This window comes from Flavobacterium sp. N502540 (assembly GCF_025947365.1).
GTDB lineage: Bacteria > Bacteroidota > Bacteroidia > Flavobacteriales > Flavobacteriaceae > Flavobacterium.
This window is the reverse complement of the sequence record NZ_CP110012.1, coordinates 2837396-2862030: the sequence shown is the minus strand read 5'-3', so window position 1 is coordinate 2862030 and position 24635 is coordinate 2837396. Positions and strand designations below refer to the sequence as shown.

The 24635-nt window shown below is 36.0% G+C and carries 13 protein-coding genes; 8 read left to right on the top strand and 5 right to left on the bottom strand.

All coding sequences use genetic code 11. From position 1 onward, the window contains the following. Positions 1–82 precede the first annotated feature (82 nt). A complete protein-coding gene (locus OLM58_RS12290; RefSeq protein WP_017496687.1) occupies positions 83–622 on the top strand; it encodes a DUF4136 domain-containing protein in 540 nt (179 codons plus the stop codon). A 296-nt stretch (positions 623–918) separates the two neighbouring features. After that, on the top strand, positions 919–2163 hold the full coding sequence (ilvA, locus tag OLM58_RS12285) for a threonine ammonia-lyase IlvA (RefSeq protein ID WP_264529136.1): 1245 nt from the start codon (positions 919–921) through the stop codon (positions 2161–2163). Positions 2164–2424: 261 nt separating this feature from the next. On the opposite strand, the gene OLM58_RS12280 is transcribed toward ilvA, so the two are convergent. Both OLM58_RS12280 and OLM58_RS12275 read right to left on the bottom strand, forming a co-directional pair. After that, the gene (locus OLM58_RS12280; protein WP_264529135.1) at positions 2425–2586 is read right to left on the bottom strand and encodes a hypothetical protein; all 162 of its coding nucleotides are present in this window, start codon (positions 2584–2586) and stop codon (positions 2425–2427) included. Positions 2587–2645: 59 nt separating this feature from the next. Beyond that, the gene (locus OLM58_RS12275; RefSeq protein WP_264529134.1) at positions 2646–4229 is read right to left on the bottom strand and encodes a vitamin K epoxide reductase family protein; all 1584 of its coding nucleotides are present in this window, start codon (positions 4227–4229) and stop codon (positions 2646–2648) included. Positions 4230–4578: 349 nt separating this feature from the next. Here OLM58_RS12275 and OLM58_RS12270 point away from each other — a divergent pair, with 349 nt between their 5' ends. From OLM58_RS12270 to OLM58_RS12260, 3 genes are all read left to right on the top strand, one after another. Further along, a complete protein-coding gene (locus OLM58_RS12270; RefSeq protein WP_264529133.1) occupies positions 4579–4965 on the top strand; it encodes a group III truncated hemoglobin in 387 nt (128 codons plus the stop codon). Between the two features lie 108 nt (positions 4966–5073). Next, a complete protein-coding gene (locus OLM58_RS12265) occupies positions 5074–5514 on the top strand; it encodes a hypothetical protein (RefSeq protein ID WP_017496684.1) in 441 nt (146 codons plus the stop codon). 140 nt (positions 5515–5654) lie between these two features. Further along, entirely contained in the window at positions 5655–7412 is a 1758-nt protein-coding gene (locus OLM58_RS12260; protein WP_264529132.1) for an aromatic amino acid hydroxylase, read from the top strand. A gap of 228 nt (positions 7413–7640) precedes the next feature. Here the strand turns inward: OLM58_RS12260 and OLM58_RS12255 are convergent, their stop codons facing one another. Continuing rightward, a complete protein-coding gene (locus OLM58_RS12255) occupies positions 7641–8270 on the bottom strand; it encodes a DUF4230 domain-containing protein (RefSeq protein WP_264529131.1) in 630 nt (209 codons plus the stop codon). Between the two features lie 628 nt (positions 8271–8898). Here OLM58_RS12255 and OLM58_RS12250 point away from each other — a divergent pair. From OLM58_RS12250 to OLM58_RS12240, 3 genes are read left to right on the top strand one after another with little or no spacing between them, the layout of a single operon-like run. Beyond that, the gene (locus OLM58_RS12250; RefSeq protein ID WP_264529130.1) at positions 8899–14172 is read left to right on the top strand and encodes a gliding motility-associated C-terminal domain-containing protein; all 5274 of its coding nucleotides are present in this window, start codon (positions 8899–8901) and stop codon (positions 14170–14172) included. 59 nt (positions 14173–14231) lie between these two features. Further along, positions 14232–15155, top strand: coding sequence for a type IX secretion system membrane protein PorP/SprF (locus OLM58_RS12245; protein ID WP_264529129.1), 924 nt, complete (start codon positions 14232–14234; stop codon positions 15153–15155). Positions 15156–15166: 11 nt separating this feature from the next. Beyond that, positions 15167–17104 carry an OmpA family protein gene (locus tag OLM58_RS12240; protein WP_264529128.1) on the top strand — a complete coding sequence of 646 codons (1938 nt, stop codon included), beginning with the start codon at positions 15167–15169 and terminating at the stop codon, positions 17102–17104. A 92-nt stretch (positions 17105–17196) separates the two neighbouring features. On the opposite strand, the gene OLM58_RS12235 is transcribed toward OLM58_RS12240, so the two are convergent. Together OLM58_RS12235 and OLM58_RS12230 are read right to left on the bottom strand one after the other, a co-directional pair. Beyond that, positions 17197–19512: a BamA/TamA family outer membrane protein gene (locus OLM58_RS12235; RefSeq protein ID WP_264529127.1), complete on the bottom strand. Its 2316-nt coding sequence runs from the start codon at positions 19510–19512 to the stop codon at positions 17197–17199. Then, on the bottom strand, positions 19496–24580 hold the full coding sequence (locus OLM58_RS12230; protein ID WP_264529126.1) for a translocation/assembly module TamB: 5085 nt from the start codon (positions 24578–24580) through the stop codon (positions 19496–19498). The genes OLM58_RS12235 and OLM58_RS12230 overlap by 17 nt, the downstream gene beginning before the upstream one ends. Between the last annotated feature and the right edge of the window lie 55 nt (positions 24581–24635).

Here is a 24635-nt window from a genome sequence, read left to right as displayed (position 1 = left end):
CGCTCAGTTTGACAGAGCTATGCTCAGTCTAACGGGCTGCGCTCAGTTTGACAGATCAAAGAGAACATTAAATTTTTAACATATGAAAACATTCAAATTAGTACCCGTTTTTTTGCTTTTAATACTAGCGTCATGCAGCACAGTTAGCGTTTACTCTGATTACGACAAAAACGTAAATTTTGCCTCTTACAAAACGTATGCTTTCTTCAAGCCCGGAATTGACAAGGTTGAAATATCTGATTTGGATAAAAGACGTATTTTACGTGCCATCGATGATCAAATGCAAGCCAAAGGTTTTACCAAAAGCGAAAACCCCGATTTATTAGTTAATATTTTCACTAAAGCAAGAGAACAAGTCAATGTAAATCAATTTAGTGCCGGCTGGGGTTACGGTTGGGGATGGGGATGGAATCCTTACATGATGTACGGAGGAAACCAAACTACCGTTTCTACTTCTACCGAAGGAACTTTATTCATTGATTTGATTGATGCTAAGAAAAAAGAAATGATCTGGCAAGGAGAAGGTGTTGGAACGCTAACCAAAAACGTGGCTAAAAAAGACGAAAAGGTTGCCGAGTTTGTATCTAAAATTCTGGCACAATACCCTCCGGTTAAAAAGTAGTTTTCAGTCTCTGTTTTCAGTTTTTTACAAAAACTAAAAAAAGTTATTGAAATCTTCTCAAAATAATTAATACATTTGCGATTCAATTATCTGAAATGAAAAACTTAAATAACATTATTATCTCTATTACTATTATTGCAATTCAGCAATAATGGCGAGGTAATGTGTAAATAAGTAAACAAAATACAATTTATAAAACCTCCCAAATCGGGAGGTTTTTTTATTTTAAATTATTTGCTGCAGAATAAAAATCTTTTTAGATCTTCTGAATCTGCGCAAAAAATAAAACAAACAATATGAATTTATTTAACGAAGTACTTGCTGCTCAAAAGCAACTTGAAAATGTGGTTGCCGCTACTCCACTCACACAAAATTTAAACCTTTCGGAAGAGTTTAAATCTACTATTTTATTAAAAAGAGAAGATTTACAAATTGTCCGATCGTATAAAATCAGAGGAGCTTACAACAAGATTTCTTCGTTAACCGAAACCGAAAAAGCAAGCGGAATTGTATGTGCCAGCGCGGGAAATCATGCACAGGGCGTAGCTTACTCCTGTCATCTTCTGCAAATAAAAGGCAAAATCTACATGCCCAAAACCACTCCAAAACAAAAAGTCAAACAGGTACAATTGTTCGGAAAATCATTCGTTGAAATTGTACTTACCGGAGATACTTTCGATGATGCCTATGCTTCAGCTACAGCAGATGCAACCGAAAATCAAAAAACGTTCATCCATCCTTTTGACGATGACAAAGTTATTGCCGGTCAGGGAACTGTAGGATTAGAGATTTTAGACAGTTGCAAAGAACCTATTGATTATGTTTTTGTTCCCATTGGTGGAGGTGGACTGGCTTCCGGCTTGTCTGAAGTTTTTAAACAACTGAGTCCAAATACAAAGATTATTGGCGTCGAACCTAAAGGCGCCCCTTCGATGAAAACCTCTATCGAAGCAAATAAAAACACGGCTTTAAAAACAATTGACAAATTTGTGGATGGTGCTGCCGTAAAACAAGTGGGTGACAAAACTTTTGAAATCTGCCGAACTAATTTAGACGATATTATTCTGGTTCCGGAAGGAAAAGTCTGTACAACGATTTTGCGTTTGTATAATGAAGAAGCCATGGTCGTAGAACCAGCAGGAGCTTTGACTATTGCCGCTTTAGATTTTTATAAGGATAAAATAAAAGGCAAAAAAGTAGTGTGCGTGGTGAGTGGCAGCAACAATGACATTGAAAGAACAGCCGAAATAAAAGAGCGCTCTTTATTATACGAAGGTCTGATGCATTATTTTATGATTCAGTTTCCACAGCGCCCGGGTGCTTTAAAAGAATTTGTAAACAATATTTTAGGCCCTGATGATGATATTACTTATTTCCAATTTGCTAAGAAAAACAGCCGCGAAGTGGGTTCAGTAGTCGTTGGTTTAGAACTAAAAAACAAGAAGGACATACTGGCGATTAAAATGAATATGACCAAAAACGGATTTGAGTTTCAATATTTAAATGACCGTCAGGATTTGTTTACACAGCTGATTGGATAAACCAATGATTATAATTGCTAAAGTCTCTATATCCGCAATTCAAAAAACTGCATTTGATGTTTTTGAAAGCAGAGTTCCTAGCCCTGATGGAAGCGGCATCCTTTTTAGGCAATCGAAAAAATTCTTGCTTTACCTAAATTCTCTGCCTTAAAAGATACAGCGGACAGCAGGAAATAGCTGCTAATTATTATTTTTAAAGACTTAGAACCTGCTTAAAATCTAGACAGGCTCTAAGTTTACCTACTCATTTGAAGTAGTTTATTAGGTTTTTATATTTTCTGTACAAAACCCATTTATACATTGTAATCCGTAATCACATCTTCGGCTATCCCAACCACCACATCTTACTTCTCCTCCATTAATTATTTTCTGCTGGTTTTTATCTAAAATTTCGATTCCTTTTAGATCTTTTAATTTTTTCATAGTTGTTTTTTTTGATATAGTTAATACTTCAATCGTTTTAAGACAGTTGAAGCTTCTGTCTACTCTTGCGCAAGAATATTTTGAGGACCTATTATTTTTTCTAAATTTTCGCTTTCTTCTGCAAATTCATTCAGGAAATATTTTAGTTCACTTATATCGTACTCATTTGGATGCAACCTGCCGTTTACAATTTTAACCGGAGTATAATTAAATTCATTTTTCAAACACCAATCGTACTGTTTCTGAATCTCATAATTTACCATCATTGTGACCAAATTGACATTCCACTTTTCTGTCCATTGTTTTAAATCCAAGTTTTTAATGTGCCAATCCGAAATTGCTTCAGTGATTTTAGACGGTTCGGTTTTGTTGATCATCAACAATCTTTCGACAACAACTTTATATGGATTATCATTGTTTTCTGGATTTATATTAAATAAAACTCGCAAAAATACGCGCTCGGGGAATTTAGAAACTAAAGCTAGAGATTCCTGAAATGCCTTATGACAATGTCCACAACTTGGACTAACAATTATCGACAAATGCAACTCCGCATCTTTATTCCCAAAGTTTAAACTTTTTAGATCTTCGAAACCATCTAATACAGGAACCTCTTTTGATAGAAAATTAAAGAGGGAATAGTTTCGTTTAAATTTCTTCATCTGCTTTAAACCATACCCGGTTTCGATACTGTCTTTGATAAATGGTTTTATCAATTTCCAAATAGAATAAATGGAGACTAACAAAACGAAGAATAAAACAAAAATACCAGAAGTAAAGCTTAACGAAAATCCATTTTGAGAGAGCCATACAACTCCTTGAATTGTTATTAAAAATGAAATTATCAAACATAAAACACACCATTTTTTAATTTGAAATTTTTGAATCCAAAATGAAAACAGCAGTACCGGAAATGAGAGCACGCTTAAAAAACCGAGAAAAACACTCGACATTGAAGGCTGAAGTAATACAGAAAGTAAACTTGTACTAAAGAAAATCAATGGTAACTCAGGAAAATTAATTCCTTTAATAAAATTGTTTTTTTCTGATTTTATAACCGAATCACAGGAAACATTTGCCCCTATAGTACACCACTTAGAAACAACTGTATTTTTTATTCCAAAATTTTCCCGAACAATAAAAACACTTACTATTAATCCTGCTATTGTAGTTCCCAGAAAAATAAAATCAAATAAAGTATAGTCATTCATAAAAACAGACAACAAAACCAAGGACAATAAAGGAAATATGTACTTTAGTCCATTCAGATCATATTTTTTATCTTTTATTATTTTACTTTCATTTGGTTCTATTGCAACAATTATCCCGTTCCAGTCTGAAGAAAATTCATCAAATGAAAGTGTTTGTTTAACTTCGTCCTGGTCAACAATTTTTATATTTTTTTCGCTTTTAAACACCAATACCACCTTTTCTTTACAAAGAGCTAAAAAAGATTCCGGCAGCTCTAACAATTGATCTTTTGGAACATTTGCAGCAATGTTTTCTATCGCTAGCAAATCTAATGTATCGGTTAAGGCAAATAAACTTGGGTAATTTGGATGTGAGAGAAAAATTTCTTCGAATTCATTTTTTAGTTTGTCATAATTATTTAATTCAAGTAATTTTTCTATTAATCTTATCATATTGTTTTTGAAGTGATTTTGTCATTAAGTAAATACAAACCAAACCTGCATATATTTTTTAAAAATACAAGTTTTATCTTGTTAACTCATGAAAATTCACAATATTTTAATTCTAAATGCAAAATTTAACATTTTAACAAAAAGTAAAATAATGTTTAAGAAAAAGACATGTTCAACCAATTTAAGAAAAAACCCTGTTTTAATTTATAGTAAAAACCATTAGAATTATGTAAAGAAATGTCATAAAAGCGATCCTTCCGACGGAAATGACAAACTAACTGAAAATGATAAATATCAGCGATCACAAATTAGTTAATCGTACTTTTGTCTTTCATTTATAGTAAAAAACATGGCAACGCTTAAAGACATTTCAAACATAGAAGACATAAAATTAATGGTCGACACCTTTTATGGGAAGGTGAGAGAAGATGATTTACTGGGCCCTATTTTCAATGAGAAACTCCAGGATCGCTGGCCGGAGCATTTAGAAAAAATGTACGGTTTCTGGCAAACTATTTTATTTGATGTACGCGCCTATTCAGGAAGTCCTTTTCCACCACACAAACAACTACCGGTAGATAAAACCCATTTCGATCGTTGGGTACTGCTTTTTAACACTTCTATCGATGCGCTTTTCTCAGGAACTATTACCGAAGAAGCAAAAATGAGAGCAGCCAACATGGCTTATATGTTCAATTATAAAATTGACTATTTCAGAAATCCTGAGAATCACTAATTTTTTAATTGATAATTAGCTGATTTTACGGTTTGCCTTAACTAAAATATACCGTACTTTTAAACCCAAATAAAATTATCCTAACCCAACCTACTATTGCGTTTACACATGAAAAAAATATTACTTTCTTTTTTGTTCTCTCTTTTATTTTTAAATTTTACTAAAGCACAATCCTCAAAAAACACTTTATACAAAGGAACAATTGACGGAAAAATAAATGTCACTTTCTATATAAAAGCGGAAGAGAATCCCTGTACAGCCGACCTCATGTACACTTCAATCTATCGTTATGACAAATCAGGAGGTTGGATTCAGCTGAATATTACGCAAAACACAAAAAACGAAAATCAGTTCGCCCTTGTAGAACATGGATTCTCAGGCATGATGATTTTAACGAAAGAAGGCACCAATTTTAGTGGCTTATGGATAAGTCCTGACACTAAAAAGCAATTAAAAGTGGTACTAAAAGAAGCCAGTATGTCTAAAAAAGACATTGAATCGTACGAAAAAAAACTGGAGAAAGTTAATTACGAAAACAATGATTGTTAAAAGATAAGCTTCCATTTCTTATTGGGAAAAGTCACGAAAAATGCAATTAAAAATCATTTCGGATAAAAAAATTGATCTAAATAGCAAAAATTAGCACTGTAAATCCGTAATTTTACATTCTAATCTACAACGTTTTCGAAATGAATGCAAGTATTGAAACAAACCCGTTACTAGAACGATTGCCTAAACATTTAAAGCAATTTATTAAACCTCAGGATTATGGTGATTATACACCAATTAATCAAGCTGTTTGGCGCTATGTAATGCGTAAAAATGTAGATTATCTTTCAAAAGTTGCGCATCATTCTTATCTGGATGGTTTGAAAAAAACCGGAATCGAAATTGACTCTATTCCAAGTATGTACGGAATGAATAGAATTCTGACTGAAATTGGTTGGGCGGCTGTTGCGGTGGACGGGTTTATTCCGCCAAACGCTTTTATGGAATTTCAGGCGTATAACGTTTTGGTTATTGCTTCAGATATTCGTCAACTGGAACATATCGAATATACTCCGGCACCGGATATTATTCATGAAGGCGCAGGACATGCTCCTATTATCGCTAATCCTGAATATGCGGAGTACTTAAGACGTTTTGGAGAAATTGGCTGTAAAGCTATTTCATCTCATAAAGATTACCAGATGTATGAAGCGATTCGACTACTTTCTATTTTGAAAGAAGCGGAAGATACGCCTCAGGAAAAAATAGACGAAGCTGAGAAGGCAGTTGCCGATTTACAAAACAATATGGGTGAATTGTCTGAAATGGCACAAATTCGAAACCTGCATTGGTGGACGGTTGAGTATGGTTTAATCGGAACCGTTGAAAATCCGAAAATATATGGCGCGGGCTTACTATCCTCTATTGGGGAGAGTGCCTGGTGCATGACGGATAATGTAAAGAAAATCCCTTATAACATCTCTGCTGCCAATCAAAACTTTGATATTACACAATTACAGCCTCAACTTTTTGTAACACCAAATTTTTCCTATTTGAGTTTGGTTTTAGAAGAATTTGCCAATAAAATGGCTTTGAGAACAGGAGGTCTTTCCGGTATACAAAAACTAATTCACTCCAATGCTTTAGGAACAATTGAGTTGAGTACTGGTTTACAGATTTCGGGTGTTTTTACCAATGTTCTGGAAGATGAAGGAAAACCTATCTATATTCAGACTACCGGAAAAACGGCTTTATCCTACCGTGAAAAAGAATTGGTTGGTCATGGAACACTAACACATCCACATGGATTTGGAAGTCCAATTGGAAAACTAAAAGGCTTCAATTTAGCAATCGAAGACATGAGTCCAAAAGATTTACAGGCTTATTCTATCGTAGAAAATGAAACTGTTAGGTTAGAATTTGAAGGCGATGTTATTGTAGAAGGCGAAATCATTACGGGTTCAAGAAATTTACACGGTGAAATCATTTTAATCAGTTTCAGAAATTGTACTGTAACTCACGGCGAAACCATTTTGTTTCAGCCTGAATGGGGAAATTATGATATGTCAATTGGTAAAAAAGTCGTTTCGGCTTTTTCCGGTCCGGCTGATGTGAATAGTTTTGATCTGATCAATACCGTACCCAAAACAACTACTATAAAAGCACAACATACTGCCGAACGTGATGATCTGGAAATCCTTTATCAAACCGTTCGCTTAACCAGAGAAAATAAAAGTGCTGCAACTGAGTTACACACTGTATTTCATAAACTGAAAGAATCTCATCCTAATGATTGGTTATTGGCTGTGGAAATCGTCGAGCTTTTGGAGCACTCTAATGAGAAACAGCTTTTACAGGAAGTTCTGGTTCATCTGGATCAGTTGAAGCTGAAACGCCCTGAAGTAGCACATTTGATTTCTGGAGGCTTAGATCTGATTTTTGACAAGGAAGCGGTTTAAGTTTTTTGGGGTACTAAGGTTCTGAGGTACTAAGGCGCTAAGTTTTTAAAACAATTATATTAAATCCGACAGGTTTTAAAAACCTGTCGGATTTTGTGCTTTTATAATATTTAGAGCGAAGAGAGAAATCCAACCTTTGTCAAGCTTCTTACGAAGATTTCTCCTTCCGCCCGAAATGACAATATTGAAAAAAACCTCAGAACCTCAGCGTCTTAGCACTTCAAAAAACTAAAGCTTCAAGTCCTCGCTAAACTCTTTTTCAGACTGGATTGTTTTTCCGTTGTATTGCAGTTTCCAGCCCATTGAATTGGTTAGAATTAAAATCTTTGATAATTCACTGATCAATCGGTTTTGAGCATTTGTTTTTAAGGTAGATTTCTCTATTTTTTTGGCCAGATTTGCTTTTACCGATTTGTTGATCTTGTTGTAATCGTCACCCGTAAATGGATTCAATTTACTTTGTTCAACATCATAAAACTGTATATCAGGGTTGATGGTGATTTCTTCTTTTGGAATATTTAAAATGGTAATCGTCTTGTTCTTTTCATCGATATCATATTTCACTTTGTGTAAATCGTAAGCTACAGTAACATTTGCGTTTACAACTACAAGTGCTTTTTTCTCAAAAGAAACCATGTCCATTAAATACTTCTGCTGGTTTTTATAAGTAATGACTTCCGAAAAATGACCTTCGGTAACGACCAGTTTTCCAACATTTAAGATTTGCTGCTGAATGAGATTGGTATTATAATCAATAGTTGAATCGTCATCTTTTTTGAATTCACAATATTTGAAAGCCAGCACTATGACAAGTACAGCTACAGCTAAAACTATTATTCTCTTTATTAGATTTTGCATTCTATCCATTTATTAAACCAAATTACTTCTTTTTTTCACAAAAGCATCCTATTTGGGTAAGGTTTTTTTCTTCTGATGTATTTATCGATGCAATATTTCCGAAAACTAATTTCTGAAAAGTAAATCATTTTTTGCTTTAGGTTTCAGCGCTCTTTACAGCTTTTATTTTGCATTCGGCTTCTATCTTCCTCAAAGAATTTTAGGCATGAATCTATCTCTTCATGTAACAGAAGTGACTTTTTTTTGATTTCGTATAAACTTTAAAAACGCAAAACTTCACACTTACCATTTTTAGACCCATTATTTTGTAATCTTTACCTTATATTTTATTTTTTGTTCCTGCCAAAATCTAAAACCTGGAACCTTTTAGCTGATCAACTGTTACTTAAAACAACCAGTTATACCATTGATAATCCGATTATTAAATCTGAATTATTTGTCTCAATTGTCCTAAATACCTTTGCATTAAGTTAAGATGAAGATAAAAGATGGCACCCATCAATTCAGCTTTGAAGGCACTATATATTTCATTATTGAGTTAAACGAAATTTTAGTGCTTTCTTCTGAATTGTCATCCTTCTAAACTTAACTATACCACAATCCAAAAACACAATTTAACGGACTCATTATGAAATTTTCAAAATTACTAGTTGCACTTTTCTATATACTGCCTTTAGCCGCAATTGCCCAGACAGAAATTTCTGCTGTTGCCACAGATGCCTCCTGTACCGGCGATGGTAGAGCAGATGGTACAATTACGATCACTGTTAAAAATGTTTCTGAACCTGTAGTCTATGCTGTTGCAAAATCTCCTTATGATCCGGCAAATATTATTGCATCTTCAGCTTCTCTAATTACGCACTTAGAGGCAGGAGATTATTTCTATGGGTATTACGAAAACAATACTTTTATAAAAGCTGCAACTACCATAAAGGTAGGCAGCACCTATTCTTCTATTTCTCCCACTATTGGACTTTTTACCGCAAAAAATTATACTTACTGTGCATCAGATCCTGATCCTCTGGGGGATATTGCTATTAACGCCGAAAAAGGAAACCCTCCCTATACCGTTAACTTGTTAAATGCTTCAGATGGTACCGTTGTAAGAAGCGTACAAACAACAACCGGTATCGTCAGACTTAATGGTATACCAAGTGGCAATTATAAAGTTTCGGCTACAGATAATTGTGGTACTTTAATTTCACCTGTAACCGTATTGAATCTTCCGCCAAATGAAGTTCTGAAAAATTTTAACCTTGATAAAGGAACCATTAATGCTGTTGATCTAATTTATAATACTCCAAATGATGTCTGTTCCGGTATTAGCAGTGCTACCCTTCCAAACGGATTATTAGCTGTAAGTAATGGTGGCGCTTATTTTAATGCTCTCCCTCCTCTTTATGGGGTCCCGAATTTTATTTACAAATTAGAGATTCAGAAGGGATCAGGCTGGGATGTTTATGACAATCTCACTCTTACTGATGTAAGAAAGAAATATTCAATGCCTTCAGATCGCTCCAAATGGGGTATTGTCCGTTTGAGCGCAACCTATTGTAACATAACAAAAACTGTTGAACTGAATTATGGAGCATCTGCTATAGGGATTGTTAAACCTTTTACTGATTTTGAATTTAGTATCGAAGATGACCCTTTGAACACCAATTGCAATGACACGGGACAAGTTTTGCTAAAAAACGTACCTAAAGATCAGGGGGGCTGTTTGCCTTATACCGTAGAAGTAACAGACAACGGTACAGGTATCAAAAATACTTATACTGTTACAGGTATAAACAGTTTGGAAATTTGTAAACTAAATATTGGCAAAAGCTACACTATAAAAGTCACGGATAATACAGGAATCTCAATAACAACTTACTATTTTACGAACAATACCTCAAACACTTTTTCTCAAAAACCTGTTATTACTGATCCTAAAAATGTTTTTATTGATCCCAATTATTTTGCTCCTGATAAAGACATCAAAGGTAAAATACAATTTTTCACAGGACCAAGTGCTACGTTTTTTGGTAAATGTGCACTGGCGGTATATCCTCCTATGGCCACTCCCGGTTATGTAGGCTTGCAAGGTAAAGTTACCGTAAACCTTGTAAACGGTCCGTCACCATTGGCAGTAACCTATAACGAGCCTATTTTTGGATTAGGAAATGAATTACTTCCAGGAACTTATACCATAAGAATAAAAGATTCGGCTTGTTTCGATGAGGAATTTCAAGTGGTTTTAGACAGTTATTTTACAAAAATTGAAATCACCAACGTTAGTTTTAGTCCAGACGCCTCAAGATGTGATCGTTACAACAAAAATATAACTGTAAAAGTATCAGCTGTCGGTACAGGTGCAATAAACAGCACATTGGCTAATTTTTATGGAAACAACCAAATTTTCCCCGGGATTGTCAGTGGACCTGCAGGCATGGGATCTTTTAATGCCATTCTGGGGTCTAATACTTTAAAAGAGGGAATCAGTAATTTTTCTTTTTTTCAGGATATAGCAGGAAAATATGAAATAGGGATAACCCGAAAATTTATAAGTGGAAGGCCTCTCTTGCAAACCGAATTAATTGAGAACACCCAAACTGCTTTTGTAGATGTTCAACCTAATTTCCCTACGTTTGATTTATCTGAATCTGGCGGAATTGTCTGTTCAGGAAATACAACAGGGGATCTTCATACCAAAGTAGACAATGTTTCAGAAAGTATTACTTACTTTATAAAAAAAGAAACAGATTCCGATTTCCCAACAACAGGACAATCAAGTCCTGTATTTAAAGGACTGACTGCAGGAAATTATATCGTAAAAGCAAAAACAGCCTGCTATGAAGTCTTACAGCCTCTGATTTTAAGAAGTTCATTTTCACAATTAATAAATGGTGGAGACAGAACTGTTTGTATCGGAAGTGATATCAAATTGTCTATAATACAAATGGGGCCGGTAAATTCGATAAAATGGACATTGCCTGATGGTACGCAAATTAGTGCCCCTGAATTAAATATCAATAATATAACGGCTGCACAAATTGGTACTTACAAAGTAGAAATTAATTCTTTCGGAGGATGTTATTTTACAGAATCTGTCAACATTTCACTTGGAGGTTTGTCAACCCCAACAGGAAACGCTACCCAGCAATTCTGTGCTGCTGCTAAGGCTACAGTAGCTGATTTAATTACCTCTGAAACTGATGTTGTCTGGTATGATGCAGCTATAATTGGAAATATAATTCCGTCCTCAACACTATTAATTGATGGTAAAACTTATTATGCAGCAGCAAAGACAAGTACATGTGAGAGTACAAATCGTTTAGCTGTAACCGTTAGCATTAGTGATCCAAAAACACCAACCGGCGCTGCTACACAACAATTCTGTGCAGCTACTAAGGCTACAGTAGCAGACTTAGCAGCTTCCGGAACTGGTGTTATCTGGTACGATGCACTTACAGGAGGAAATATAATTCCATCCTCAACACTATTAATTGATGGTAAAACTTATTACGGAACGGCAAAAGCGGGTACATGTGAAAGTACAAACCGTTTAGCTGTAACCGTTAGCATTAGTGATCCAAAAACGCCAACCGGCGCTGCTACACAACAATTCTGTGCAGCTACTAAGGCTACAGTAGCAGACTTAGCAGCTTCCGGAACTGGTGTTATCTGGTACGATGCACTTACAGGAGGAAATATAATTCCATCCTCAACACTATTAATTGATGGTAAAACTTATTATGCAGCAGCAAAGACAAGTACATGTGAGAGTACAAATCGTTTAGCTGTAACCGTTAGCATTAGTGATCCAAAAACACCAACCGGCGCTGCTACACAACAATTCTGTGCAGCTACTAAGGCTACAGTAGCAGACTTAGCAGCTTCCGGAACTGGTGTTATCTGGTACGATGCACTTACAGGAGGAAATATAATTCCATCCTCAACATTATTAATTGATGGTAAAACTTATTACGGAACGGCAAAAGCGGGTACATGTGAGAGTACAAATCGTTTAGCTGTAACCGTTAGCATTAGTGATCCAAAAACGCCAACCGGCGCTGCTACACAACAATTCTGTGCAGCTACTAAGGCTACAGTAGCAGACTTAGCAGCTTCCGGAACCGGTGTTATCTGGTACGATGCACTTACAGGAGGAAATATAATTCCATCCTCAACACTATTAATTGATGGTAAAACTTATTACGGAACGGCAAAAGCGGGTACATGTGAAAGTACAAACCGTTTAGCTGTAACCGTTAGCATTAGTGATCCAAAAACACCAACCGGTGCTGCTACACAACAATTCTGTGCAGCAACCAAGGCTACAGTAGCAGACTTAGCAGCTTCCGGAACCGGTATTATCTGGTACGATGCCCTTACAGGAGGAAATATAATTCCGTCCTCAACACTATTAATTGATGGTAAGACTTATTATGCAGCAGCAAAGACAAGTACATGTGAGAGTACAAATCGTTTAGCTGTAACCGTTAGCATTAGTGATCCAAAAACGCCAACCGGTGCTGCTACACAACAATTCTGTGGAGCTACCAAGGCTACAGTAGCAGACTTAGCAGCTTCCGGAACCGGTGTTATCTGGTACGATGCACTTACAGGAGGAAATATAATTCCGTCCGCAACACTATTAATTGATGGTAAAACTTATTATGCAGCAGCAAAGACAAGTACATGTGAGAGTACAAACCGTTTAGCTGTAACCGTTAGCATTAGTGATCCAAAAACGCCAACCGGTGCTGCTACACAACAATTCTGTGCAGCAACAAAAGCTACAGTAGCAGACTTAGCAGCTTCCGGAACCGGTATTACCTGGTACGATGCACTTACAGGAGGGAATATAATTCCGTCCGCAACACTATTAATTGATGGTAAAACTTATTACGGAACGGCAAAAGCGGGTACATGTGAGAGTACAAATCGCTTAGCTGTAACCGTAATTGTTAAAAATGATGTCCTTAATAAAGATCCTGATTGGCTTACGTCGGTCTGTATTTCAGAAAAAGTAACCTACACTACTGTTGCCGGAATGTCCTCTTACAATTGGCTTGTTTCAAATGAAGGCACTATCGTAAATGGAGGACAGCAATCAGACGATTTTGTAACAGTTTTGTGGAATAATGTCGGAAAAGGGACTATCGAAGTCAATTATATTGATGAAGCTAAATGCAATCCTCTTGTAAGCATTAATTTTCCTATACAGGTTCAAGCATGTTTAAAGCCCAATGAGGATAGTGATATTGAGATAAGAAAAACAATAAATAATCCCGTTGCAAACATCGGTCAACAGATTGCATTTACCATATCTGCTGAAAATCTGGGAGGAAATAATTTCAACGATGTTCAAATTAGAGATATACTTCCATCAGGATATCTGTATACCTCATCTAAAACTTCGTCCGGAGATTATAATATAACAACCGGAATCTGGAATTTACCAGAACTGTTAGCCCATCAAACAGAAACATTGACCATAACAGCCAAAGTAAAAGCAACAGGGGATTACCTTAACATTGCTTTTCTGGAAAATTCAACTCCGGAAGATTATAATCCGCTTAATAATAAAGCGCAGGCCGGTATTACAAATCCGGAGGTAATTGTTTTTAATATGGTTTCTCCAAATGGAGACGGCAAAAATGATTACTTCGAAATTAGAGGTCTGGAACGGTTTCCAAATAATTCGGTAACCATATATAATTCCTGGGGAGTCAAAGTATTCGAAACTAACAATTATGGCACAAACAATAATTTCTTTCGTGGGATTTCTGAAGGCAGAGCAACCGTAAACCAAAGTGTAGGATTACCGCCAGGAACCTATTTCTATGTGCTTTCCTATGGAAACGGTGCGCTCATGACCGAAAAAAGCGGATACTTACATCTTACTTTTAGATAAAAACACAGGGAATTTCACAATCTTTTCACACAGAAGTTTCATTAAAAATAAATATACAAATGAAAAAGAGTTTAATTTTTTTAAGGTTCTTATTGCTTTTCAATGTAATAAATATCGCGGCTCAGCAAAATGCTCAATACACACAATACATGTACAATACCATAAATATTAATCCTGCTTATGCCGGATCAAGAGGTACGATGAGTATTTTTGGATTGTATCGCGCACAGTGGGTAGGCCTTGAAGGAGCTCCGAAAACCAGCGCTTTTTCAGTTAATACCCCTATAAACGACAGTAATTTAGGTATCGGTGTTTCTCTTGTAAATGACAAAATTGGTGCTTCTGATAAAAGCTCTTTATCGACTGACTTTTCTTATACGGTTCAAACTTCAGATAATTTTAAACTTTCATTCGGGCTTAAAGGAACTGTTAGTCTTTTTAATCTGGACACCAGTAGGCTCAATCCCGCAGATTTGGACGATCCTCATTTACAAAATTTAAATAATGTCATATCTCCAAATATAGGAGCCGGGGTTTATTGGCATTCTGACAAAGCTTACATCGGTTTATCGGCACCGGATTTTATAGTGACCAACTATTATGACAATAATGAAGTAGCCATATTCAAAAACAAAATTAACTACTACTTAATGGGAGGATATGTTTTCAATTTGAGTGCTTACAATAATATAAAATTCAAACCCGCATTACTTACAAAAATAGCACAAGGTGCGCCGTTGCAAGTGGATGTCTCAGGTAATTTTATGTTCAATGATAAATTTATGGTTGGAATCGCCTACCGATGGGATGCCGCTTTCAGTACCATGGCCGGTTTTCAGCTTACAGATGGTATGTACATTGGTTACGGTTATGATCTTGAATCCTCAAAACTAAACAATTACAGTAATGGTTCGCATGAAGTATTCCTGCGTTTTGAGTTTATCAGAAAACAAAGCAGAATGACAACCCCTCGTTTCTTTTAAAATTATTTACTATGAAGAATTATATACCATTTTATCTATTAATACTAAGTTTTTTTTCACTTCATACTTATTCTCAAAAGAATAAAATAGCTACGGCAGACAGACAATATGCCAACTACGCTTATGTTAATGCAATTGAAACCTATGAAAGAGTAGCTTCAAAAGGCTACAAGTCTGCAGATATGTTCAAAAAACTGGGTAACTCTTTTTACTTTAATGCTGAATTTGATAAAGCTGCAAAATGGTATGACGAGCTATTTGCCATGACTAACGATGTGGAACCCGAATATTATTACCGATATGCACAATCGTTAAAATCGACAAATCGCACAGAGAAAGCCAATCAAATGCTTGATTTATTCTTTCAGCATTCAAAAAATGATACAAGGGGGAAACTCTACAAAAAAAATGAAAACTATCTGGATTTGATTAAAGCTAATTCCGGACGCTATACGATTGAAGATTCAGGAATAAACAGTAAGTATTCGGATTACGGAACAACGTTTTTCCAAAATAAAATTGTTTTCACCACTGCAAGAGATACGGGAGGACTGGGACAACAAAGACATAAATGGACAGGTGAAAGTTTCACCAACCTTTATGAGGCTGTCCTGGATGAAAATTTCAATCCAAGCGCACCTAAAAAAATAAAATCAAAAATCAATAGTAAGTTTCACGAATCCACTCCCACTTTTACAAAAGACGGAACAACTGTTTATTTTACTCGCAATAATTATATGGATGGTAAAAAAGGGAAAAACGAACAAAAAACTACCTTTATAAAAATATACAAAGCCACTCTTAATCAAAAGAAGGAGTGGGATAATATCGTAGAATTACCTTTTAACAGTAATGATTACAGTACGGCACATCCTGTTCTCAGCCCGGATGAAAAGACTTTATATTTTGCCTCAGATATGCCCGGAACAATAGGACAATCTGATATCTACAAGGTCAAAATCCTGAGTACCGGAGGATACAGCTCCCCTCAAAATTTAGGCCCCGGAATCAACACCGAAGGAAAAGAAACATTTCCTTTTGTAACCGATGAAAATGAAATTTACTTTGCTTCAGACGGGCATCCGGGACTTGGTGGTCTTGATGTTTTTGTTGGAAAAATAAATGATGCCGGAGTTAGTAATATTCAAAATTTAGGAGCAGATGTCAATTCTCCTAATGATGATTTTGCTTATATTATTGACATCAAATCCCGAAGAGGCTTTTTTTCATCGAACAGAAAAGGCGGACAAGGATCAGATGATATTTATAAATTTTTAGAGACACAAAAAATAAATACTGACTACCAATTATATGGAGTTGTGACTGATCTGGACAGTAATGAAATTTTACCAAATTCCAAAATCACCTTGTATGATCAGGGCATGAATGTAAAAGATTCCACCTTCTCCGATGAGAAAGGAAATTATAGTTTCATTTTAGATCCTGAAACTCCCTATTATATCAGGGCCGAAAAAGAAAACTACACCACCTGGGAACAAAAAATACTGGTGTCAAAAGATCGTTCAAAAGCTTATTTACCGATTCCTCTTGAAAAATCCAGCTACCAGGTAACCATTGGAGATAATTTAGGTAAAGTTTTTGGTATCAAAATGATTTACTTTGATTTGGACAAATCCAATATTGGTAAAGAAGCTGCTTTAGACCTCGAAAAAATTCTGGATGTACTGAACTTGTATCCTAAAATGAAATTGGATATTCGTTCTCATACAGACAGCCGTCAGACGCATAAATACAATCAGCTGTTGTCTGATAGAAGGGCTAAATCGACTATAGACTGGCTTATTAAACATGGTGTTGATAAAAACAGATTAACCGGCAAAGGTTATGGTGAAACACAGCTTGTAAACCATTGCTCTGATAATGAAAATTGCACAGAAGAAGAGCATCAAATGAATAGGAGAAGCGAATTTATTATTTCCGGATTGTAAAAATAACTCTCCTAAACCGCAGGAATAGAAGTTTAAAGTAAGCTTTCTATTCCTGCGGTTTATTTTATTCTGTCTGTTTCAAAAACATAAAATCAGAACGGATATCCAATGGCGATGTTTAAAATCAAGTTCTCTTTTCTCCAGGGACCACTTCCGAAATTAATATCATCGATTACCCATCTCTGACCTTGCGGTAAATAGGGCTTCCTCAACGGAAATGCTAAATCGGTTCTTAAAACTAAAAAAGACAAATCAAAACGCAATCCGGCTCCGGCTCCTACGGCAATATCTTTCATAAAATCTTTGGTAATTTCTCCACCGGACTTATTGGGATCGGCATTTAAAAGCCAAACGTTTCCGGCATCTACAAATAACGCTCCGCGAACAATACTAAAAAGTTTTGCCCGGTATTCGGTACTAAACTCCAACTTCAAATCGCCTGACTGATCGGGAAGAAAATCATTGGTCGTTTGTGTATTGAGATAGCTTCCCGGCCCCAGCGATCTGGCTCTGAAGGCTCGAATACTGTTGGTTCCTCCTACCACAAATTGTTTAGACGTTGGTAAAGCCCCTGAATTTCCATACGGAATCCCTATTCCTAAAATAATTCTGCTGGCCAATTCACTCTCTTTACCCAATTTTAAGTAATGCCTAAAATCACCTCTCATTTTTACGAACTGACTGAACGGAACGTTAAATATTTTAATAGTATCGTTCTTTTTGACATTAGCTCCGGTAACCAGGCCTGTAATATTACCCGCCAGATCGAGATCACCACTAAAGTAAAACGTACTCTTCTTACGTTTTTGCATGGTATTGGTGTAGGTATACGTATAAGTTGGTCCGAAAATCAATTGTTTTTCAATTACTTTTTCCAAAGACTTATCTTTTTCAATATCTGCTAAATATTCAGCCGTCACGTGATTCGGGCTCACGTAAGTAATATCCACAACGTTTAACTGATGCTCTTTGCGAATGTTTTCTTTCCACAAATAACCAAATGATGTTTTAAAAGAATTCAGGGCATACAACTGCGTTCTGTTTTGATACTCGTATCTCAAGGTTGCTTTCGTTCTGGGAACAAATTCAATAGGCCCTTCGATGTGAAATGGTGTTATGAGTCTTGGCCAGGTCAGACTGGTTTCAGTTCCAAGTTTATAAATATTCTTTCCGTTATTGGCTCCTGACAGCTGAAAATCGGCTCCGCCAAAAACAGATACGGTGAGTAATTCTGCTCCTCTAAACAAGTTTCGATTGTTCCAGTTTATATTAATTTCGCTACCGGTATAACTGGCCGAATTTGTTTTCCCTAAAACTTCTACCCGAATAAACTTTTTAGGCAAAAGCGTCAGGTAATAATACGAATCCAGTACATTATCTAAACTGTCTGAAGGTTTAAACTCATTTTTCACAAAACTAAATGTACCAAGATTCACAAAACGATTTAGAGTCAGATTGTGGTCTTTGCGATTGTAAAGATCTCCTTTTTTGAAGCGGATCGCACGGTCAAAAACTCTTGGTTTAAAAGTATTAGCGGTATCAATAATCGTAAAATCTTTATATTGAGTAACGTCTTTCGGCTGGTATTTTACACTGTCTTTTGAAAGAGTAAAATTAGGATAGACGACAATTTTATTAATCTTATAGGCTGTAAGGGCCTTTGGCGGAGTATCGGCTTTAATGATCAATTTAATTTTTACTTCATGATCCCCTTTACTGCTGTCTACCTGCGCTAAAAGATAATCCGGATTAAAATAATAATACCCTTTTTCTTTAAGTCTGGCATCGATACGTTCCCGTTCGGCTTTAATAACATCCAAATCATACGGCTGCCCAACCTTTAAGAGACTTCTTCGGCTTGACCTTCCTATTATTCTGGACATCGCCAAGGAATCGTCAGGAAAAGCCACACTTTTTATGGTGTATCGTTTTTTCGGTATCAGTGTGTATTCTGCCGTAACTCTTTTGTCGTTAACAGTAGAATCGGCACTGACGCGGGTTTTAAAATACCCTCTGTTTTCGGTAAAATTGCGAAGGACGGATGCATTGTACTCTAAATCAACTTTACTAAAAAGCACGGGAGGCTCTCCTACTTTGGTACGCAGCCAATATCGGATTCCTTTTTGTTTTTTAGGTTCTCCGGCGATATTATAAAACCATAACTTAGGACGTAATCCCAGAAATTGTTTGTTGGGTTTAGGGCGCAGTAAATCATTCAGTTCATTTTCCAGTTCTTTTCGTTCTTTCTTTTTAAGAATTGAATCTTTTACGGTTACCGAACCTCCTGTGTATAATAAATCTCCCTCCAGCAAATATTTTGTGTTACTGCATCCAAAAACAAAAAATAAGGACAGCACAACAAAATATCTGACATATTTCATTCTTATATTGCTAAGTTTTTTGCTCATTCCCTTCTATTTGATTTTCCTTTTTTTGCTCCTCCTCTTTCTTTTTCTTTTTTTCGTTGCGCAATTTTTCTTCTCTAATCATTTCTTTTTCGGCTGCACTTCGATGAAAAAGTTCACGGAATTTATTGTAACTCATGGTGATGATAAAAGCAACACCGGTTTCAACTACCTGACCTTCGACCGCCACCTGATATTCATTTTTTCGGTAAGCCCGAACCATATAACGGCCATCTTTGGTTAATTGATAATCCAATGCTACATCTCCCGCAATATTGGCACTTTGCTCGTTGGCACGTTCCTGACCCTCAACGGCAAAACTGCTCCCTACGGTAACTTTTAATCGATCGTTTAACAACTTTTTAGAAACCCCGACGTTCAGGTCGGTTCTGTTTTCTCTTGTTCCTGAGGTATAATCGTCTGTCGACTCCAGATCAAATTCCAGTTGAACTCCCGTAATTAACTCTCCGGCAAGATCATTTAACTGCTGTGATAAAATTTTGCTCACACTTTGTCGTGCCATAGACTCTGCACTCGTTCCGCCGCTTTCACTTGCAAATGGATTTTCACCTATAAATCGATTCAACAATAAAAGAGCAAAAACCTGTTTGTTCAATTCCGCTGGTTCTTGTCTTAACTGCTGGAGTTTTGTTTTCGTACGCGTTACAACATCTCCGGAAACATCATTATTCCCCTCCGGAAGTACAATATCAAAAGTGATTTCCGGTTTCAAAAGTTCACCATTCATTTTCAAGAGAGTTTCGAACGGAATTTTCTGTTTGTAAGTGTTTCTCTGAGTAGAATTATCCGTTGGCAATTGACTTCCTACCAAATCTATTGGTGCGGCGTTTACTTTATAAATAGCCGTAATGTTCAAATTAGCCATAGTCGGTTCCCCATTCCATATGATATAACTTCCTTTCTGAATATCAAATTTTCGTCGGATCATATTGAAATTCATCTCATACGCCCCACCTGAGAATTCATACTTACCGGTCAGCGTTGTTTTACCGGACGGATCGATTCCGCCTGTAAGTTCTGCCTCTCCTTTTAGATTCAGATAATCACCGTTCCCTTTATCGATAACCAAAGTAAGTTCTGCCTCTTTGTCGATGGCAATAGCCACACTAACGTCCATACCCACTAACCGCGACTGATTGAGTTTTTGCTCCATTGCAACAGTTTGTTTCAGATATTGATTGTCTTCGTCTACAAATTCAACTATCCCTTCCCGATCGGCGATTGAAGGATCTGATTGCGGCATCACAACTGTAAATTTAGTGTCTTTATTTATTTTAATATTGCCGCCAACTACAGGATTTTCGAGTGTTCCTTTGATATTCAGCTTGCTGTCTAACACCAAATCTCCATAAAACAAATCATTGTCTTTTTCTTCTGAATGTATCGCTCTGAAATTATCTGCAACTACAGTTAAGCCAAAGTCAAATTTGGTATAATCTGTTGCTTTAATGGTTCCGTTTACAATCAGTTCATTGTCGTTTTCATCATGAAAAGTAAAGGTATCAAAAGTGATAATGTCATCCTGAAGTGTTATTTTTTCGTCTTCTGTTTTGTAGTAGGAATTAAATTTTGTTACTCTGAAACCTGTCTCTTTAAATTCCAGTACTCCGTTTACTTTTGGCGCAGCAGCATTTCCGGTAATTTTGAAATTTCCTGCTAAAAATCCAGTTCCCTCAGTCAGATTGCCCATGCTGAACCCCTGAATACTTTTGATGTATAATTTGTTCAGATCCAGATTAAAATCTAGATTTCCATCGTCAATTTTATAATTTCCGGTCAGGTTCACCTCATTTCCTTCTCCACTAAGTGTAATATTGGCTGCCAGCAAATTATGGGTTTTATTGTCTACTTTTACTGTAATATCTCCAACAGGCTCTCCTTTGAAAGCAAATTGATCTACTTTTATGTCCGAAGTAAAAGTGGGTTTTGTCATTACATTTTCAACCAGTGCATGTCCATTAATCAGACCCTGCATTAACAATTGGTCTTTTTTGACGATGTTCATAATCGTCTCTATTTTGAAATTTGCAAAATCAACTTGTAGTGGTGCATTATCCTGATCTCCCTGCGATTGAACTTTTAATTCGTTTCCTGAATTTTCTAAATAAAATTTATTGACAAACAACCTTTTACCTCCAAACTCCACCAAATTCTCCGGATCTATATTCCATTTATCATAATTCAGAATAAAATTTTGAGCATCAATTCTGAAACTGTTTTTTGAACCGTCGTGCTTTAAGTCTCCCGCAATAAAATACTGTTGTTTCTCTTTGACATCTTTTACTTCAAGGGCATAATCCAAAACATTATTTTCAATTTTTCCGGATAAGCTTGTAAATGGAATTTTTAAAGAACCGCTCTCAATTGTTCCAAAAGAAGCATTGTATTCTAAACCATTTTCTTTGGCTTCGATATTGATTTTCCCATCGGCAATGGTATTAGCGGCATATACAATTCTCGGAATACTTCCTTTTATTTCCAGAGAATCGATTACATTGTTGTATTTTCCTGATAAAGTAACAGGTTCCAACCCCGTTAATTCAGGAAGCAGTTTCAGTAACACGGGATCGTTATCAATCTTCACCGTAAAAGCCAGTCGCTGCTCATCCGTTTCTCCTTTTACTTTTGGACTTTTTAAATCGATGTACTTTGACAGTGATTTTTTTAATGCTGCTGTCAAAGTCGTCAGTTTGTATTTCCCATCAACCTCCGCATTTAAAAACTGAGAAGAAACTTTGATATTGTTTCTATTTTGATCGGCAAAAGCAATCAGCCTGATCGAATCGAGAACGATAGGTTCTGCTGTCTGTGCAATCTGAATGTTTGAAAGAAATACTTTTCCGTTCAAAAAATCAGGATTACTGTTGGCAATATCAGCGTCAACATTTCCACGCAGCTTCATTGGACCGGCATGCAGATTTAATTTTTCCAAATCGGCAATATCCAGGTTTAATTTTAACTGAATGGAAGGGTATTTCTCTTCAGTATTTCCACTGGCCGTTAAACCGAAATGCAGGTTCGGGTCTTTCATTCCGGAGTTTATGACAAAAGATCCTTTCTCGATACTACCTTTTAAAGCCAGATCTTTATAAGTATATTGATTAAAAACGGCCTTCTGAACCAATCCGTCAAATTCTGCCTGCGCTGTTTTTGGATCTAATCCCTTGCCTTTTACTTTCGCTTTAAGCGTAATTCTTCCTATTGAATCGTTTTTAATCAATTTACCTAAATCAAAATTCAGCAAATAAACGGTCGCATCATACTTTTCTTTTTTCTTCACTCGCTGATCGAACAAGGCATCCACTTTTGCATTTCCGAAACTGCTGCTGAAAGCCAGCTTGGTTTTAAAATTGGCAACAGAACCTTTGAACTTTCCTTGTAAATTCAGCTGTGAAGGCAATTGAATATTCTTTGGAACAGTTCCCGCAGGTACAAACGAATAAATATCTTTTGATGTGCTTGAAAGTTTTCTGATGTCTAAATCGTAATCCGCTTTTTGTGCATCAGGCATCCCTTTTATCTTTCCTGAAACAGCAACTTTTGTAGCTCCGATTCCGCTCATTTCGAACTGTGCAATATTCAGATCTTTTATCTTCCCACTCAAACGTGCATTGACCTTCAAAACGGCATTTGGATTACTCTTAAACGGATTGGTTTTCTGTAAATCGGGAGCGAAAAGCAGGACATCTTTAAAACCGATTTTGGACTGATTTAAATTGGCCTCTAAAGTAAGATTACCCAAATCTTTGGAAACAGAAGCGATAGAAGGATAACTCACTTTTATACTATTCTGAAAAAGCGTTTGGGGTGTTTTTAAATACAAATTGTTCAGGTAAGCGTTCTTTGGTCCATAAAAGAAATTGGTTTTTAAAGCCTGAAGCTGCAAGCCGCTTTTATCGTTTAAGGTCAGCGTTTTTATATTTCCTGAAATTGTATCGTTCCCATAATACAATTCTTCTGCTTTAAAATTAACCTTACTAAGATCCATATGACTGTAATCAACTCCTTTCGAAATTGGTTTTGACTGCATATCATCAAATTTGAACGCTATATTTTGGATGTCTATAACATTCAACTTTACTTTCCATCCTGCCTGTTTTATGGCAGTAGTATCTAAATCGGGAGTTTGAAGCTGTTTGTCTTTTGCGCCCAACCGTAAATTCCCTTTTAAATTTTTAAGTTCGAAAGCTTCGAAATCCAATAATTGACGGTTCAGATCAATTTTGTTTACGGCTACATTCAACCGATCCAGTTGTATTCCGGAATCTAATTTGGAATCTTTGTTGTCGTAAACAATATCAATTTTTGCTAATCTGATGTTTCCTAACTTCAAATTGAAATCTACTCTTTTCGAGACGGTATCTATCGTTTGCACTGATGCTTTAGCGATCTTTTCGACCACATCCTGATTCAAAACTACCTTTAATCCGCTTAGATTGATATCCGGAATGTTGAAATTCATTTTATCTAAATCGAATTCCCGGAATTTGGTATCAAAATGCGTGAGTTTTACACGAGTGTCGTTTTTAGAAAAATCATCTTTAAAATCAAACCTGACGTTATCCAGATTTATTTTTACAATCGAAATTTTAAAAGGCTGGCTGTTCGGATCTTCAACCTTTGGTTCTTTCGACTCAAACGCTTTAATAATATAATCAAAATTAAAAGCTCCTTTTTTGTCCCTTGAAATACGGGCTGTGGTATTTTGCAGTGAAACCGAATTAATCTCCAATTCACTGTTGATCAATTTAAACAAATCAACATCCAACTCCAGACGTTTTCCGCTTAAGAGAGTATCCTTTTTTTGATCTTCAAAGTAAAATCCTTCCAAAACAATGTCTTTCGGAAATTTTATCGAAATATGATCTAACGAAACTTTGGTTTTTATCTTTTTATGCAGATAAGTAATGGCCTTATCTTTTACGAAATTCTGGACGGAAGGAACCTGAATTAATACAATAAGAAGCAACAAAAGTGTAATTACAGAAGCCATGCACCAAAGCAGTACACGAAGTGTTTTTTTTAGAAAATGAATGGTTTTCTTATTCATACGTCAATAAAACACATTTAGATTAAAGTTTGATTTAGACAAATCTGCAAAAACA